The 15,318-nt window shown below is 56.2% G+C and carries 10 protein-coding genes and 1 pseudogene; 6 read left to right on the top strand and 5 right to left on the bottom strand.

Features of this window, described 5'->3' with window-relative positions; all coding sequences use genetic code 11:
• Window positions 1–7: 7 nt before the first annotated feature.
• A complete protein-coding gene (locus IV109_RS05190) occupies window positions 8–991 on the bottom strand; it encodes a sialidase family protein (RefSeq protein ID WP_296693250.1) in 984 nt (327 codons plus the stop codon).
• 312 nt (window positions 992–1,303) lie between these two features.
• Here IV109_RS05190 and prsT point away from each other — a divergent pair, with 312 nt between their 5' ends.
• The 3 genes from prsT to IV109_RS05175 all read left to right on the top strand — a co-directional run bounded on the left by prsT (window position 1,304) and on the right by IV109_RS05175 (window position 7,023).
• Window positions 1,304–4,126: an XrtA/PEP-CTERM system TPR-repeat protein PrsT gene (gene prsT, locus IV109_RS05185; RefSeq protein WP_296693246.1), complete on the top strand. Its 2,823-nt coding sequence runs from the start codon at window positions 1,304–1,306 to the stop codon at window positions 4,124–4,126.
• Window positions 4,127–4,286: 160 nt separating this feature from the next.
• Entirely contained in the window at window positions 4,287–5,048 is a 762-nt protein-coding gene (locus tag IV109_RS05180) for a PEP-CTERM sorting domain-containing protein (protein WP_296693243.1), read from the top strand.
• 142 nt (window positions 5,049–5,190) lie between these two features.
• Window positions 5,191–7,023 (top strand): tetratricopeptide repeat-containing sulfotransferase family protein, encoded by a 1,833-nt coding sequence (locus IV109_RS05175; protein WP_296693240.1) that lies wholly within the window; start codon window positions 5,191–5,193, stop codon window positions 7,021–7,023.
• Between the two features lie 29 nt (window positions 7,024–7,052).
• Here IV109_RS05175 and IV109_RS05170 read toward each other — a convergent pair whose 3' ends face one another.
• Both IV109_RS05170 and cysQ read right to left on the bottom strand, forming a co-directional pair.
• On the bottom strand, window positions 7,053–8,678 hold the full coding sequence (locus IV109_RS05170; RefSeq protein ID WP_296693237.1) for a tetratricopeptide repeat-containing sulfotransferase family protein: 1,626 nt from the start codon (window positions 8,676–8,678) through the stop codon (window positions 7,053–7,055).
• Between the two features lie 10 nt (window positions 8,679–8,688).
• A complete protein-coding gene (cysQ, locus tag IV109_RS05165) occupies window positions 8,689–9,510 on the bottom strand; it encodes a 3'(2'),5'-bisphosphate nucleotidase CysQ (protein WP_296693234.1) in 822 nt (273 codons plus the stop codon).
• A 96-nt stretch (window positions 9,511–9,606) separates the two neighbouring features.
• Here cysQ and cysC point away from each other — a divergent pair.
• Window positions 9,607–10,224 (top strand): annotated as a pseudogene (gene cysC / locus IV109_RS05160) (adenylyl-sulfate kinase); the annotation flags it as partial.
• A gap of 16 nt (window positions 10,225–10,240) precedes the next feature.
• The gene (locus tag IV109_RS05155) at window positions 10,241–10,831 is read left to right on the top strand and encodes a lysophospholipid acyltransferase family protein (protein WP_296693232.1); all 591 of its coding nucleotides are present in this window, start codon (window positions 10,241–10,243) and stop codon (window positions 10,829–10,831) included.
• A gap of 14 nt (window positions 10,832–10,845) precedes the next feature.
• On the opposite strand, the gene IV109_RS05150 is transcribed toward IV109_RS05155, so the two are convergent.
• Complete coding sequence (locus tag IV109_RS05150; RefSeq protein ID WP_296693229.1) at window positions 10,846–13,977, bottom strand: error-prone DNA polymerase; 3,132 nt, start codon at window positions 13,975–13,977, stop codon at window positions 10,846–10,848.
• 233 nt (window positions 13,978–14,210) lie between these two features.
• Here IV109_RS05150 and IV109_RS05145 point away from each other — a divergent pair, with 233 nt between their 5' ends.
• Window positions 14,211–14,621: a response regulator gene (locus IV109_RS05145; RefSeq protein ID WP_296693226.1), complete on the top strand. Its 411-nt coding sequence runs from the start codon at window positions 14,211–14,213 to the stop codon at window positions 14,619–14,621.
• A 6-nt stretch (window positions 14,622–14,627) separates the two neighbouring features.
• Here IV109_RS05145 and IV109_RS05140 read toward each other — a convergent pair whose 3' ends face one another.
• Complete coding sequence (locus IV109_RS05140; protein WP_296693223.1) at window positions 14,628–15,263, bottom strand: response regulator transcription factor; 636 nt, start codon at window positions 15,261–15,263, stop codon at window positions 14,628–14,630.
• Window positions 15,264–15,318: the final 55 nt, after the last annotated feature.

Raw genomic sequence — 15,318 nt, 5'->3', positions numbered from 1 at the left:
GGGTGCCTCAGCGTGCCGTAGACGAAAATGAAAACCGGTGCCAGGCAATGTTGCGGCGCTGATCGGTGTAACTCACCCACAAGCTGTCATCAGCCCAGGCCAGAGCCGGGTATGAATACTCCTCCGAGCCCGCGCCATGCGCCAGCGGCTGCGACACACTCCAGGCTTCACCCTCTGACGAACTGCTCAAGTCCAATGCGGTCCGGTTGTTGGGCGAAGTGTTGTGGGCGAGAAACATGCGCCCTGGTGCCAAGGCCAGCCCGGCGACCGAAGCATCTGGGTTGTCGAGCACCAGATCAGGCAGGTCCACCCAACTCTGCCCACCATCGAGCGTTTGAGCGACAGCCACTTTGCCTGCAGGCCGTTGGTCACGCATCAGCGCCAGCCAGTGCGACTCACTCAAGGGCAGCAGCGTGGGTTGCAGCAAGTGCTTGCGGCTTGAAATCCGAACCTGTCCCAAAAACTTGCCTTCGGCGTCAAAGCGCAAGGCGACCGGGTACTTGATACCGAGCTCAAAATGCACCGGCAACACCATGCCGCCATCCGCCAGGGGCAGCGGCGCGCTGCGAACCAGGAAACTGGTGTTCCAGAGCCAGGAAAGTGGCAATACCCGAACCACATCCAGGGAAAGCGCCTGCAAATCACTGCGCTCACTGCTCTGGCGCAAATGCACAATGCGCCCCGCTGCCCAGCCACCCAGGCCCGTCGCCACCACAAACAGATGAATCTTGCCCTTGGCATCCACCCAGGCCACCGGGTTGCCAAGGCGACGAACCCCAAAACCCAACTGATCACCCAAGACATGGCGATTCACCACAAAGCGCGCAGGACTCCACGTTTGGGCTGTGCGGTCAAATTGCGAGGCAGCGATCTGGACATCCGCCGCGCTCTCGCGTGTGCCAGCAAACCAGAAGGCCATCAACACCGATGGAGAGGCGGCCGGCATGGCCAGCAGGGTGCTGGCGTGGGCGGCGGGAGTGTTGGGCGGCATGGGAATGTGGCCATGGCCGCTAGACGACAAAGGATTACCTGACACCTGCTGAGTTTGCAGGGGCCATGCAGCTTTTACCTGCCAAGGTACACCCTTGCGACGTGCAAGCTCCCCCCCTGTCAATGCAGAAAAAATCAGGAAACCACAAGCCAGCCGAAGGCAGAAAGTACGCACAGCAACAACAGGAAAAGATCTAGGCATTGCTCATTGATATCAGTGGACCACGCTCGCGCAGGACAAAACGAGAAAAGACTTTATCTTAGTGTTTGTAGAATGAAACGCTGTGTGATCACGCGATTCCACACAAAATAAATGGCACAACCTGATTCATTTCGCGGGAGTATTCACTTGAAAAAGCCCATTGCAAACTTCTCTCCATCTTTGCTCCAAAAGCATTTTCCTCCGTTGATACTGGCCTCGGCGCTTGCCTGCTTGATCGTAGGCTGCGGCCAAGACCCCATGAACGCAGGGCAAGAGTACATGACCAAGGGCGAGTATGCGTCTGCCATTATTGAATTCAAAAATGCAGTGCAAGCGCAACCCGACTCAGTTGAAGCTCGTCTGGCGCTGGCGGATGCCTATGAACACTCATTTGATCCAGCCAACGCTGAACAGCATTTGCGTAAGGCCTTGGAGCGCGGTGGTGACGCCGACCAGCTGGTACCACGCATCGCCACCCTGATGCTCGAACGCAATGAACTTGAGCCTCTCATTCGCGATTTCAAGGATCGCCATCTCAAATCACCCGAAGCAGAAAGTAACATCCGGGCGCTGGTCGCCATCGCCCAAGTGAGCCAGAAACGTACAGTGCTCGCCCAGGAGCAACTCAAGGGGGCAACTGTCTCAACGCCAGCGGTCAGATTGGCCAAAGCCCAATTACTGCTGGCCGGCGGTCAAGCCGATCAAGCATTGGCAGAACTCAACAACATGCCCTCCAACACAACGGCATCCTGGTGGACGCTGCGGGCACTGAGTCGTGTCTACAACGCGGTCGGTAATCCGGTCAAAGCACTGGAATCCATCAAGCACGCCCACGAAGTCGCTCCCTGGCACCGTGGCTTGATTGGGGAATATGCCGAGGCCCTCATGTCCGCAGGCAAATTCGATGCGGCTGTTCCGCTGCGCGATCAGCTTCGAAAACTGGCACCAAACTATTACTGGACACACTATCTCAATGCCATCATTCTGGCGCGGGAAGGAAAAAGCGAAAGCAGCCATGCGGCCGCACTGAAGGTACTGGCCATTTCACCAGACCATCTCCCCGCCGCCCTGCTGGCATCGAGTGCGGAACTCCAGAAAGGGGACGTGCAGATGGCAGACAGCCGGTTGAAAAAGATACTCAAACTGAATCCGTATTCAGTCCCGGCCCTGCAGATGCAGGCATCTGCCCAACTTCAAATGGGAAAAAGCAAAGATGCGGAGGAAACAATCCGACGCGGACTGAGTGTCGCGCCCAACAATGCCCAACTGCTGTCCCTGAAGGCCGATACGGAATTGAAAGCCGGTGACCTCAAAAAAGCGATGGCCACGCTGACTGATTTGATCGCAAAGCACCCCAAGGATGCCGCCAATCTGCTGCGCTTGAGCGAACTTAAATCCCGCCAGGGCGATAAGCCAGCCGCAGCCGCCTTATTGGACCGAGCTACTGAAACTGGACGGGATGACCCTGCACTGCGAGACCGGATTATTTCCATCGCCATGGCCATGGGCGACACCGCAAGGGTTCAACAACTGGCGAACTATGCAATGAAGGCGAGTCCCCAAGATCCTCAATCACATTTGGTGCAGGCTGCAGCTTTGGGCTACCAAAAAGACACCGCCGGAGCGTGGCAGGCCACCCTGGCTGCATTGGATCTCAAGCCTGGCTTTGATGCAGCCCTTACGGCGCTGGCCGGCATGGCCAAAGAACCGGGACAACGCCAGGAGCTGCATACCCGTTACGAAAAAGCACTGGAAAGCAAAACCAGTACAGCTCAAACCTATCTGGCTTTTGCCGCCCTGCTGCGTGCTGAGGAAAAGAGCAAGTCTGGCGTTATTCCGCTGCTGGAGAAAGGCGTGGTAGCACACCCCACCGCAAGTTCACTGCGAGAGGTTTTGGTTGAAGAACACTTTCGGGCAGGTAACGCAGATGCGGCCCTGAGCGTGGCCCAGTCAGGTGCAGCGGCGAACAACGCACCCGCAGCTGCGTCCGCCCTGCTTGCCCGGACCTATGAGCGCATGGGCAAACTGGAACTGGCAACCGAGACCTACCGCAAACTGGTATCGAGCTACCCCCAGCGCGCAGACTGGCGGCTCAAACTTGGTGAACTGGAAGCACAAGCCAATCGCAACACCCAAGCCACCACCTTGTTTCGCGGGCTGATTACTGATCGTCCTTTTGACAGCACGGCCTATATTGCCCTGGCCAAGCTGATGGTTCGTGACAATCCTCGCGAAGCACTGTCAATTGCCAGGCAGTTAGGTGAACGCGAACCGCACAAGCTCGCGGCGATGCTGCTGGAAGGCGATGTGCTGGCCCAATCCGGCAAGCCGGATGATGCGCTCAAGCAATTCAGCAAGGCCGCCAAGGCTGGGGCTGAACCAGAGGCATCGCTACGGGTGGTCGGTTTGCTAGACCGTACAAACCGAAACGCTTCTGCAGACGACGAACTGGCCAGCAGTCTGCGCAAATTCCCCGAAAGCCCTGTGGTCCTAGGCTATGCCGCGCAACGAGCCCTTGCCCAAGGTAAAGCCGAGAAAGCAGTTGAATTTCTGCAAAAAATCGCCACCAAAAACCCTCGCAACCCGATCGTGCTCAACGATCTGGCCTGGGCCCAGATTCAAGCGAAGCAACCCAAAGCCATTGACAACGCCTTGAAGGCGGCGCAACTGATGCCGGACAATCCCAATGTGCTTGACACATTGGGCATGGCCCAAGCGTTGGCGGGAAAGCGAGAGGAAGGTATTGCAAGCTTGCGCACTGCAGTGAATCTCTCGCCCGCCGCCGCCGTTCCGCGCTTGCATCTGGCCCAGCAATTGCTGGGGACTGGCGACCGAAAAGCAGCCGCAACTGAGTTGGCGACGATCGACAGCAAACAACTTGGCAAAGCCGATCAAGCAGTCTTGGGACAATTGCAGCAATCCCTGAAAAATTGATGCAAATCAACCGATGAATGTCGATTTTTTTAACATCCAATCATTCGTTCAATCCACAATTTCAAGAAAGTCATTGCAAATCAAAGGCTTAGAAAAATGGCACGAAGAATGCTTATCCGCAACCGTTAGTCAATTTTTCTAAACTTTGTAGGGGATCAAAATGATCAAGAAACTTCTCCCACTCGCCATTGCAGCCGCATTTTCAGCAGGCTCCGCTCATGCTGCCAATTTTGTGAATGGTGGCTTTGAAGACGGAACGACCAGCAGCTGGACCCAAGGCAGTGGCTATTGGAACACTGCCAATATGGCGGATTTGACTCCTGCGAATTACAGCACCGGTGGTACTTACTACAATGCTGCTTACTCGTCGGTTACGGTTACGAACACAGGTGGTGTTGACGCATTCTCTGGCCTGTCCACAGTTCGTTACGGTAACCATGCGGTCAAAGTAAACGACGCGAACAACAATTACTCGGTTAACCTGATCAAGCAAACCGTCCTGAACTACGACGCAAGCACCATCAATTTCTCTTGGGCTGCAGTACTCCAAGCTTCACACGGTCCAACTGACTCTGATAACTTCACGATCAGCTTGCGCGATGACACATTGGGAAGCAATGTGGCCACCATCAGCTACAACTCCGCAACAAATGGCCCATTATTCTCCGTGAATGGAAGTGTTTTCTACACACGCTGGATTGACGAGGTCATCAACGTCACACAAGGCCACGACTACACCTTGAGCTTGTTGGCAGCGGACTGCCCGTACGGCGGTCACTGGGGTTATGTCTACCTTGACGGCTTCGGCTCTGTTACAGGCGGCGGCGGTGGCTCCGGTACCGTGCCCGAGCCAGGCTCGTTGGCGCTGCTGGGTCTTGGTTTGGCTGGTTTGGCTGCAAGCCGCCGCAAGAAATCCGCCTAACAAGCACGCTAGTAGCGGCGAATGGGTGGCGCTAGCAGCGCCCATGATTAGCAAGAGGCCCCCAGTATTGGGGGTTTTTTTTGCGCCCAATTTGTCGATAAAATTTACAACAGCCACTTCGATGCCTTTGGGGATTCAGCTTTTGTCCAAGAAAAACGTACTCACATCAGGGAAAAAAATTAAAGCCGATTTTGCAGCCAACGCAGGGGACTTGGTTCAGGCGCAAGCCTTGTTTTCCAGCGTATGCAAGCTCGACCCAATGGATGCAGAGGCTTGGACCAAGCTATCGTTGATTGAAAAAAGACTTGGCAATTTCATACATGCAGAACGTTCTGCAAGGCGAAGTTTGCTATTGGCGCCTAAATTAGGATATGCGCACTTTGCGCTGGGTCAGGCTTTGCATAGCCAAGAAAAAAGATTGGATGCCATTGAAAGCTATCGGGCCGCCATCCGTCTTTTGCCGGATTTCGCTGATGCGCATTATCTTTTGGGACTGGCTCTGCACGAGCAAGGGGCGGTGTCTGAATCAATCATCAGTTTGGAGCAGGCCTTACGTTCGCGTCCGTCATTTCCAGAAGCATTGGCCGAACTCGGTGCGATCTACATCAACTTGGGACGGATTGAAGTTGGCCTCGACCATCTGCAACATGCAGCCGCATTAAGACCCTTGGATACGGTCGTACTGGGAAACATCGGTCATGCACTGCACCTGAAAGGAGAAAACCCGGCGGCGCTGAAAAATTTTCGACACGCATTGAGCCTTGCACCTGAAGACGTTGATCTGATCGCCAGTTTAGCCGGCATTCTCGAAAAGATGGGGGAAACGGTCGAGGCAAAGAGATTGGCGACTCAGGGTTTACATCTTGCACCCGCACATGTTGTGGGCAACCTGGTGATGGCACAGTTGGAGCGACGCGAACAGCGCCTACAACAAGCGGCTGACCGCCTGCAAAGGTTGCTGACTCCGACGTTATCGATCAATCTCAGCGCCGATATCACACTGGAGCTCGGACAAATTTACGATCAAATGGGCGACGCTATGAGCGCCTATCCGATGATCGTCGAGGGCAAAAGAAAAAAGGCAATGGCAGCGCTTGGCCCGAATAGTGACAGTACCGGCCAAGCCTACACAGACCGGCATACGCGAGTTCGGCAACTAGTCACCGCTGAGTTGCGATCTCAAATAGAAGTTGAACGCGTTGCGGATGTCGATCGGATAGATCCTGTGTTTCTCATTGGCTTCCCGCGTTCGGGTACCACACTGATGGAGCAAATTCTGGACAGTCATCCCAACATACAAGCGATGGAGGAAAAACCAGCAGTCTCCCTTATGGCAGAACGTGCACTAGAGATGATGGATTGGCAGCCAGGTTTTTTAACCGATCTCCATGAAAGTCAACTCAATGAGCTGCGACAGATTTACTTCATGGCGGTCGCAAAGTACATCAACCTACGACCAGACAACCGCTTGATCGACAAGATGCCATTGAACACGGTTTTGGTACCGATTATTGCCAGGGTTTTTCCGAACGCCAAATTCATTGTGGCAATTCGGCACCCGTGCGATGTCTGCTTGAGTTGCCTAATGCAGAATTTCGCAGTTAATGCGGGCATGGCCAATTTCTTCAACATAGAAAACACGGTTAATTTTTACTCGCAAGTGATGGACTCGTGGCTTCACTATTCGGAACAGCTGCCTCTGAATTTTTATCAACTACGGTATGAAGACTTGATAGAGAACATTCCCCAGAAAAGTCGTGAATTACTGGATTTTCTCGGCCTGCCTTGGGATGATGCGGTGCTCAGACACACCGACCATGCGCGCCAGCGAGGGGCGATTAACACCCCGAGCTATCACCAGGTAGTGCAGCCAATCTATCTGCGCTCAAAATTTCGCTGGAGGCGCTATGAGCAGCAATTGAGCCATGTATTGCCGATTTTGCAACCGTTCATTGAAAAATTTGGCTACGCCTGAACGCCATTTTGTAACGCCCATTCAGCTCTTCAAAATGGCTCGTAATAAAAGGCTTTTACAAATGGCTTGAGAAGTTCAGACACCGGTGCAAACTCTGATTCAAAATGCCGCCATCGTGTCACGGACGATGTGTACAGGGGTTGGGCAACCTGGGTGCGGCTGGGCGTAGAAATGAACTTGCCAGCGGCGCGCTTGTGGAAGTCGGCAACGCTTGCATCCCATGAGAGCCCGAGAAAATCGAAGACCTTTCGGAAGGTTGGTTCAAATTGCATGACGGCGTCTTCGTATCGAAACTCGATAAAACCCATGGTCATTTGCTGTTTGATGTACATCCACCAATCCATCACCGCCGCATAGAACTCTGCCGTGCCCTGCCAAGTCAGAAGATGCACGGTCGCGGGTGATGGCACCATCAGTTGCATAAAACAACTGACACAGACGTCGCGTGGATCACGCATGACAAAGACGACCTTGGCATCAGGAAAAATCACATTGATGAGACCCAGATCAATGGTGTTCATTGTGAATTTGTCCACCAGCATCCTCTCCCCGATACTGTCCCCGAAGCGCTGCCGTACCCGGTTCCAGTAACACTCACGCAAATGCAGAACACCAACAAAATCCAGCCGCCGCAGCTTCTCGGCAGTGTTGGCGGTGGACGTGTCCATCATGTGCAGCTCGCGGTGCATGGCCCATATGAAATCTGCCTCATCGGCAACAAAGACGTCTGGATGTGCATCCAAGACCTCTTGTGTCAAAGTGGTGCCAGAGCGCATGAAGCCGACCAAAAACGTCAATGACGGCTTATTTTTCGGAAATTCCGCGCCAGACCAGCGACTTAGAAGCTCACGGTCAAACTCTATTCTGTTCGCTTTGAGCATCGTTGGAATCAGAGCCTTGTCCTGTCGAGTGATTTCAGGCAGTTGACTGGAAAATCCCGCAGACTCATGCAAGTGGGGAAACACCTGATCGTATTCCCCAAGCTTGTCCAGAACCCGCGCCAACTCCTTGTGTGCGCGAAACTCTTCCCGGGCATTCAGTTCGTAGGTCAGAACATCTTCAAGGCGCAGCTTCGCAGCGGCGTTCAAACCTGCATCAGCCTCTAGACTACCCTGGAGAATATGCATCATGCTGTTCTCTGGGTCCAGTTCCAGTGCGCGCTGACCAGCCACCAAGGCATCTGCCGTTCTGTTCAACTGGGAATAGGTCAGGGTCAGAAGTTGGTGAACCCGAAAATCTGCACTATTGACCTCGGCAGCCTGAGTGCCCAATTCAAGAGCCCCTTCAAAATCGCTCCAATGCTGTAATTGAGAAATCAGTTCAAGCAAGGGCGTGAGGTCTCCACTCTGGCGGGATGCCTGCAGAAAATATTGCCCGGCTTGCCGTAAATAGGCCGTTCCTTCGCCGCGTCGCCCCAGGCTGCACAAAGACTGACCCAAGCCAAGGCTGGCCTGGACATTCTCAGGTTGTTCCCTCATCGCCTGTTCAAACCACCGCGCCGCATCCACATGATTGTGGACTTTCACAGCGGCTTGGGCACGCGCCATAGGCATAGTCGCAGGAATGGCATCAACCGTGTGTCGAATGGTCGTGGCGCCATATGCGCGCGGAATAAAACTGGTCATGGTCAGTGGAACCTTCTGGAAAATTTCCAACGTCTAAGGCTTAGCTGATAAATGCCAACGCCACACCCGACGCCACAAAATGCGGATTCAGTACCTCCGGCTTGCCATAGCGCAAAGAAGCGCCATCCAGCTTGGTGACACGGCCACCAGCGGCTTCAACAATTGCTTGGGCGGCGGCAGTATCCCACTCACAGGTCGGCCCCAGGCGCGGATAGACATCGGCAGCACCTTCGGCAATACGACAAAACTTCAGGGAGCTGCCGGCCTGCACCAGTTGATGCTCGCCCAGCCGCGCAATGAATTCGATCGTCTCGGCATTCATATGGCTCTTGCTGGCGAGCACACGCACGGACTGCCTGGTGTCAGCCGTTGGCGGACTCACCCTGATTGCCTCAACCCGGCCATTCAATTCACGAAAGGCCCCCAGTCCCTCAGCGCCCCAATAGGCTTGGCCCAGCGCGGGTGCCAACACCACGCCCAGGACAGCTTTGCCATCCCGAACCAAAGCGATGTTGACTGTGAACTCTCCGTTTTGAGCCAGGAATTCCTTGGTGCCATCCAAGGGATCGACGAGCCAGAAATCGCCGGTGGGTAACCGGTATTGCAGTGACTGCTCATCTTCTTCAGAAACCACCGGAATATCAGGTGTCAATGCCATGAGTTTTTCAGAAATCAGCTGATGCGCCAACAGGTCGGCCTGTGTCAGTGGGCTGTCATCGGATTTGTAGGCCACCAGCGCCTCATTCGTACCCCCACTGTTGTGACGCATTTCCTCATAGACCCGCATGATGGAAAAGCCTGCCTCACGGGCTATTTCAAGCACTTGGCCAGCCAGTGAATGAGTCAAAGTAATGTGTTGCATTGCGCTTATTATCAAACAAGGCAAGAGAAATCTGGCGGTTTTGGATACCGCCTGCTTTTAAAAAATCCAGCCATCGTATGGGAGACTCTGGCTATGGCGATTCTGCAAGCAGCACACGACTTACACACCCAGGCACTCTCGATTACGCGGCGCGACCGGGAGCGAATGGGTGGGCACAAGGGTCGGGTCATCTGGTTCACCGGGCTATCGGGCTCCGGAAAGTCGACCATGGCCAACGCGCTCGAGCTTGAACTCCATGCCAGGGGCCTGCGCACCTACCTTCTTGATGGCGACAACGTACGCCAGGGCTTGAACAAGGATCTGGGATTTACGGATGCCGATCGCGTGGAAAATATCCGCCGCATTGCGGAAGTGGCCCGGTTGATGATGGACGCCGGGTTGATTGTGATGACGGCTTTTATCTCCCCTTTCCGTCGGGAGCGCGAAATGGCCAGAGCACTGATTGGCTCTGAAAATTTTCTGGAGGTCTATATCAGTACGCCTTTGGAAGTTTGCGAGCAGCGTGATGTCAAGGGGCTCTACAAAAAAGCCCGCAGTGGCCTGCTGCCCAATATGACCGGCCTCCACAGTCCCTATGAAGCACCCGAGCACCCCGACATTGAACTCGATTGCTCCAACGCGCCAGCCGCGCAATCGCTTGAAAAAATCCTGCATGTGGTCTTGCCCCATCAACCCTCACAATCAGCCCCCTGATTCTGCTGAACCAGACATGCACCACACCATCTTCGACACCCCCATCGTCAACACGCTCTTGCGTGCGTTTTCCGTCAGTTTTTTAAAAATCACCGGCTGGAAGATCAATGGCAGTCTGCCGCCCAATGGCAGCAAAAGTGTGCTGATCGCAGCACCCCACACCAGCAACTGGGACCTGCCCTACACCCTGATGGTGGCGTTCGCCCTGCGGCTCAACGTGTACTGGATGGGCAAAGAGCAGCTTTTCAGGCCCCCTTTTCGCAGCCTGATGATGTGGCTGGGCGGCATACCGGTGGAGCGGGAGAAATCCAACAACCTGGTGGCGGCCTCGGTGGAGGCGATCAAGGCAGCGGATGGCCCGGTGCAACTGATCGTGCCGCCCGAAGGCACCCGTGGCAAGACGCGCTATTGGAAGACGGGGTTTTACTACATTGCCTTGGGCGCACAGGTGCCCATCGTCATGGCCTACATGGACTATGAAAAGAAGATCAGCGGACTCGGACCCGTGTTCCAGCCGACAGGTAATATTGAGGCAGACATGGCAAGCATCAAAGCCTTCTACGCGCCCTTCAAGGGAAAAAATGCGGACCAGTTTCATGCTGAGTGATCCGAAGTGAAACGTCAGTGAAACTCCCGGCTCTGCGTCGCCAGATCACCGAGCATCGGCGTCAGGTCTTTCAAGTGCTGCGCAATCAAGTGGCGCACTTCGCCGCCACTCTCAACATCGCGCTGCCACACGCCATACACCGCCAGCAGACGTGACTTGAGCAATGCATTGCGTTGCCGTTCACGCACGCTCTTCCACACAATCACATTCACACTGCCGGTTTCGTCCTCCAGCGTCACAAAAATCACGCCCTTGGCGGTTTGGGGTTGTTGACGCATGGTGACCAGGCCACAGGCGCGCACCAGCCTGCCATGGGGCAGGTCACGCATCTGGGCGGCAGTGAGCAGCTTCAATTGTGATAGCTGGCTACGCAATAGATGCAAGGGGTGAGACCTTAAAGTCAGCCCCAAAGAGGCGTAATCAAAAACCACTTCCTCTGCTTCCCCTGCTGCGGGAAGCTCAAGAACCGATTCCTCCACCGGTACCTCTCGCAACAAGGGCGGTGCGGGTTGACGGGCACTGGCATCCCACACCTGCTGGCGGCGATGACCCGACAGGCTGATGAGTGCGTCGGCCGCCGCCAGGGCTTTGAGATCGCCTGCATCCAGCTCGGCGCGCAAGGCCAGGTCTTCAGTGCTGCTGAAATCGCCATCAATGCGGGCAACAGCGATGCGCTGCGCGGCGCCATGGTGCAGGCCCGAGACCATGCGCAGCCCCAGGCGCACAGCCGTTTGCACATCGCAAGCAGAATGCAACGCCTCCAGCGTGCAGTCCCAATCACTGTGCGCCACGTCCACCGGCCGTACTTCAACACCATGGCGCCGGGCGTCCTGCACCAGTTGCGAGGCGGAGTAAAAGCCCATCGGCTGGCTGTTGAGCATGGCGGCGAGAAAACACGCGGGTTCATGGTGCTTGAGCCAGCAACTCACATAAGTGATCAGCGCAAAGCTGGCTGCATGGCTCTCGGGGAAGCCGTATTCGCCAAAGCCTTCAATCTGCTTGAAGATGTTCTCGGCAAACTCCTGTGCATAGCCACGCGCCACCATGCCCCCCACCAGGCGCTCATAAAACTTGTGCACACCGCCCTTGCGTTTCCACGCGGCCATGGAGCGGCGCAGGCTGTCAGCCTCGCCCGCGCTGAAGCCGGCGGCCAGCATGGCGATCTGCATCACCTGCTCCTGAAAAATCGGTACGCCCAGCGTGCGCTCCAGTGCGGCGCGCAAGCCCTCGCCGGGATAGTCCACCGGCTCCAGGCCCTGCCGGCGCTGGAGATACGGGTGCACCATGCCGCCCTGGATGGGACCGGGGCGCACGATAGCCACCTCGATCACCAGGTCGTAAAAACAGCGGGGCTTGAGACGCGGCAACATGCTCATCTGCGCGCGGCTCTCGATCTGGAACACGCCCACGGTGTCAGCTTTGCAAATCATGTCATAGGTGGCCGGGTCCTCGGAAGGAATGTCCTGCATCCGCAAAGTAGTGCCACGCCGCGCACTGACCAGGTCCAGGCAGCGGCGTATGGCGCTGAGCATACCCAGGGCCAGCACATCGACCTTGAGCAGGCCCATGGCGTCGAGATCGTCCTTGTCCCACTGGATGATGGATCGATCCGGCATGGCGGCGTTTTCCACTGGCACCAGGCGCGTGAGTCTGCCCTGTGTCAGCACAAAACCGCCCACATGCTGGCTCAAATGGCGCGGTGCGCCCATCAACTGCATGGTGAGGTCCAGCCACTGGCGTATCAGCGCACCATCCGGCGTCAAACCCGCCGCTTGCAGTTGTTGTACCAGTTGCGCGTCTTGCAAGACCTTGCCATCAAACCAGCGCTGCTCTTTGGCAAAGGCGTCCACCAGGGCCTCATCGATGCCCAGCGCCCGACCAACATCACGGATGGCGCTGCGGGGTCGATAAGTGACCACCGTCGCGGCGATAGCGGCACGGTCGCGGCCATATTTGGCGTAGATGTACTGGATGACTTCTTCGCGCCGCTGGTGTTCAAAGTCCACATCAATGTCGGGCGGTTCATTGCGCTCACGGCTGATGAAGCGTTCAAACAGCATGTTCATGCGCGAGGGGTCCACCTCGGTCACCCCGAGGCAATAGCAGACTGCCGAATTGGCCGCCGAGCCACGCCCCTGGCACAGAATGTGGCGGCTGCGGGCAAAGGCCACGATATCGTGCACGGTCAGGAAATACATCTCGTACTGCAGCTCGGCAATCAAGGCCAGCTCATGCTCGAGCTGCTGCTGCACGCTGGCGGCAATGCCCCGCGGGTAGCGCTGGCTGGCGCCCTCGTAGGTGAACTGGCGCAGGGTTTGCGCGGGTGTCAGGCCGGGCAGCACCGTCTCCATCGGGTACTGGTAGCGCAGCTCGTCCAGGCTGAAGCTGCAGCGCGCCGCCACCGTGAGTGTGTTGGCCAGCAATTCGACGGGGTACATCTGCGCCAGGCGCTGGCGTGAGCGCAAGTAGGCTTCGGCATTGGCCTGCAGCGCCAAACCGCAAGCGGACACCGGCACACCCAGACGCACAGCGGTGATCACATCCTGCAATGGTTTGCGTGAGCGCACATGCATATGCACATTACCAGCGGCCACCAGGGGCACCCTCGTCAACGCCGCAGCGCGCCCCAGGGCGTGCCGCCACAGATCGTCGTCCAAGCCATGCTGCAACTCCAGAAGCAGCCAAATTCCCGTACCAAATTCGGCCTTAGCCCACGTAATATATGACCATAGCGCTTCAAAAGTAATAGCACGCTGCGGCGCCAGAAGAATTTCGCAATGCGCCAACAGGGCAAAGTCACTGTGCCGGCGCGACACCTGGTAGGTCCCCTTGGCCGCTGCACAACGCGTTTGCGTGATGAACTCGCACAGATTGCCCCAGCCTTGCAGGTTATGCACCAGGGCCATGAACTTGCAGCCATCGTCAAAGACAAACTCGGCCCCCAGCAACAGCTTCAAACCCAGCTTCTTCGCCTCGGCATGGGCCCGTACCACGCCAGCCACCGAACACGCGTCGGTCAGCGCCAGTGCGGCGTAACCCAGCGCTGCAGCACGCGCCACCAGTTCTTCCGGGTGGGAGGCACCGCGCTGAAAGCTGAAGTTGGACACGCAATGCAGCTCGGCGTAGTCAGGCGCAGTGGGTTCCATGTGGAAAAATGGCAAGGCTTGCTTGATACTGTATAAATGAACAGTATATACAAAGATGCCCAACGCATGGGGAGCTTGACACAGGGCATGACACCATCGCCTGGCGTAGGACGCATCCTACAAAAAGACGCGCTCGCGGCCCATGGTGTGCCCGCGACTTCAACTGCATACTCAAGCAGACATTTTTACGCTTTGCCCATCCCTTCCAACTTCCCCGGAACCAACGCGAGTCCATGCATCAGCTCAAGACCTTCATTGTCGAAGACAGCCCGCTTATTCGCGACAGTCTGATTGCCACACTGGAAGAACTTGTACCAGTCAAGGTGGTCGGCACAGCCGAGGACGAATTGACGGCAATTCAGTGGCTCTCAAAGGCAGACAACCATTGCGATCTGATGATCGTCGATATCTTTCTCAAAAGTGGTTCTGGCCTGGGCGTGCTGGCAGCAGCGCAGGGCTTGGCAAAAAAGTGCGAACTGGTGGTGCTGAGCAACTATGCAACGCCCGATATCCGGCGCAAATGCCTGGCCTTGGGTGCAAATCATGTATTCGACAAGTCCAATGAGATAGAAGCGCTGATCGCGTACTGCGGTCACCTGGCCGCCGGCGAATCCGCAGACAACACCCACGGCGCAGTGCCGTGAGAACAGCTACTGAATCAAACCATTTTTCAGTGCGTAATAGGTCAGGTCACTGTTGGATTCAAGCTTCATTTTCTCCATCACCCGGGTGCGGTAGGTGCTGACTGTTTTGACGCTGAGTGACATGCTGACGGCCATATGGCCGATGGTCTCACCCTTGGCCAGCCGCAGGAAGACCTGCAACTCGCGCTCTGAAAGCTGGCCGTGAAGCGGCCCGTCTCCAGAGCCGCTCATCAACCCATCGGCGAGGCGCTCGGCTACCCCTGCCGTGATGTACTTGCGCCCACGGCATACTGTCCGGATCGCCGTGATGATTTCCTCAGGATCGCAGTCTTTGTTCAAATACCCGCTGGCACCCTGGCGCAACAAGGTGGTGGCGTAATGCGCTTCAGGGAAACTGCTCAGGATCAACACCGGCAGATCGGGAGCCCTCGCCTTGATGGCAGCCAAGGCATCGATACCGCTTTGGTCTGGCATGGAAATATCCATCACGATCACATCGACCTCGCCTTTGCGTACGATCTCGATGGCCCCCCGGCCATTGGCCGCTTCGGCCACCACCGTGAAGTCGATCTGGTCAGCGAAAAACTGGCGCAATCCGGCGCGAACCATGGCATGGTCGTCAATGATGGCAATTCGAATCATGGCGTGTGGCAAGGCTGCATGCTGGATGATCCCACACTTTGGAACAAGGGCTGAA

It is taken from the genome of Rhodoferax sp. (assembly GCF_018780565.1).
Lineage (GTDB): Bacteria > Pseudomonadota > Gammaproteobacteria > Burkholderiales > Burkholderiaceae_C > Rhodoferax.
The sequence above is the reverse complement of the archived record's forward strand: the minus strand, read 5'-3'. Positions and strand labels throughout refer to the sequence as shown.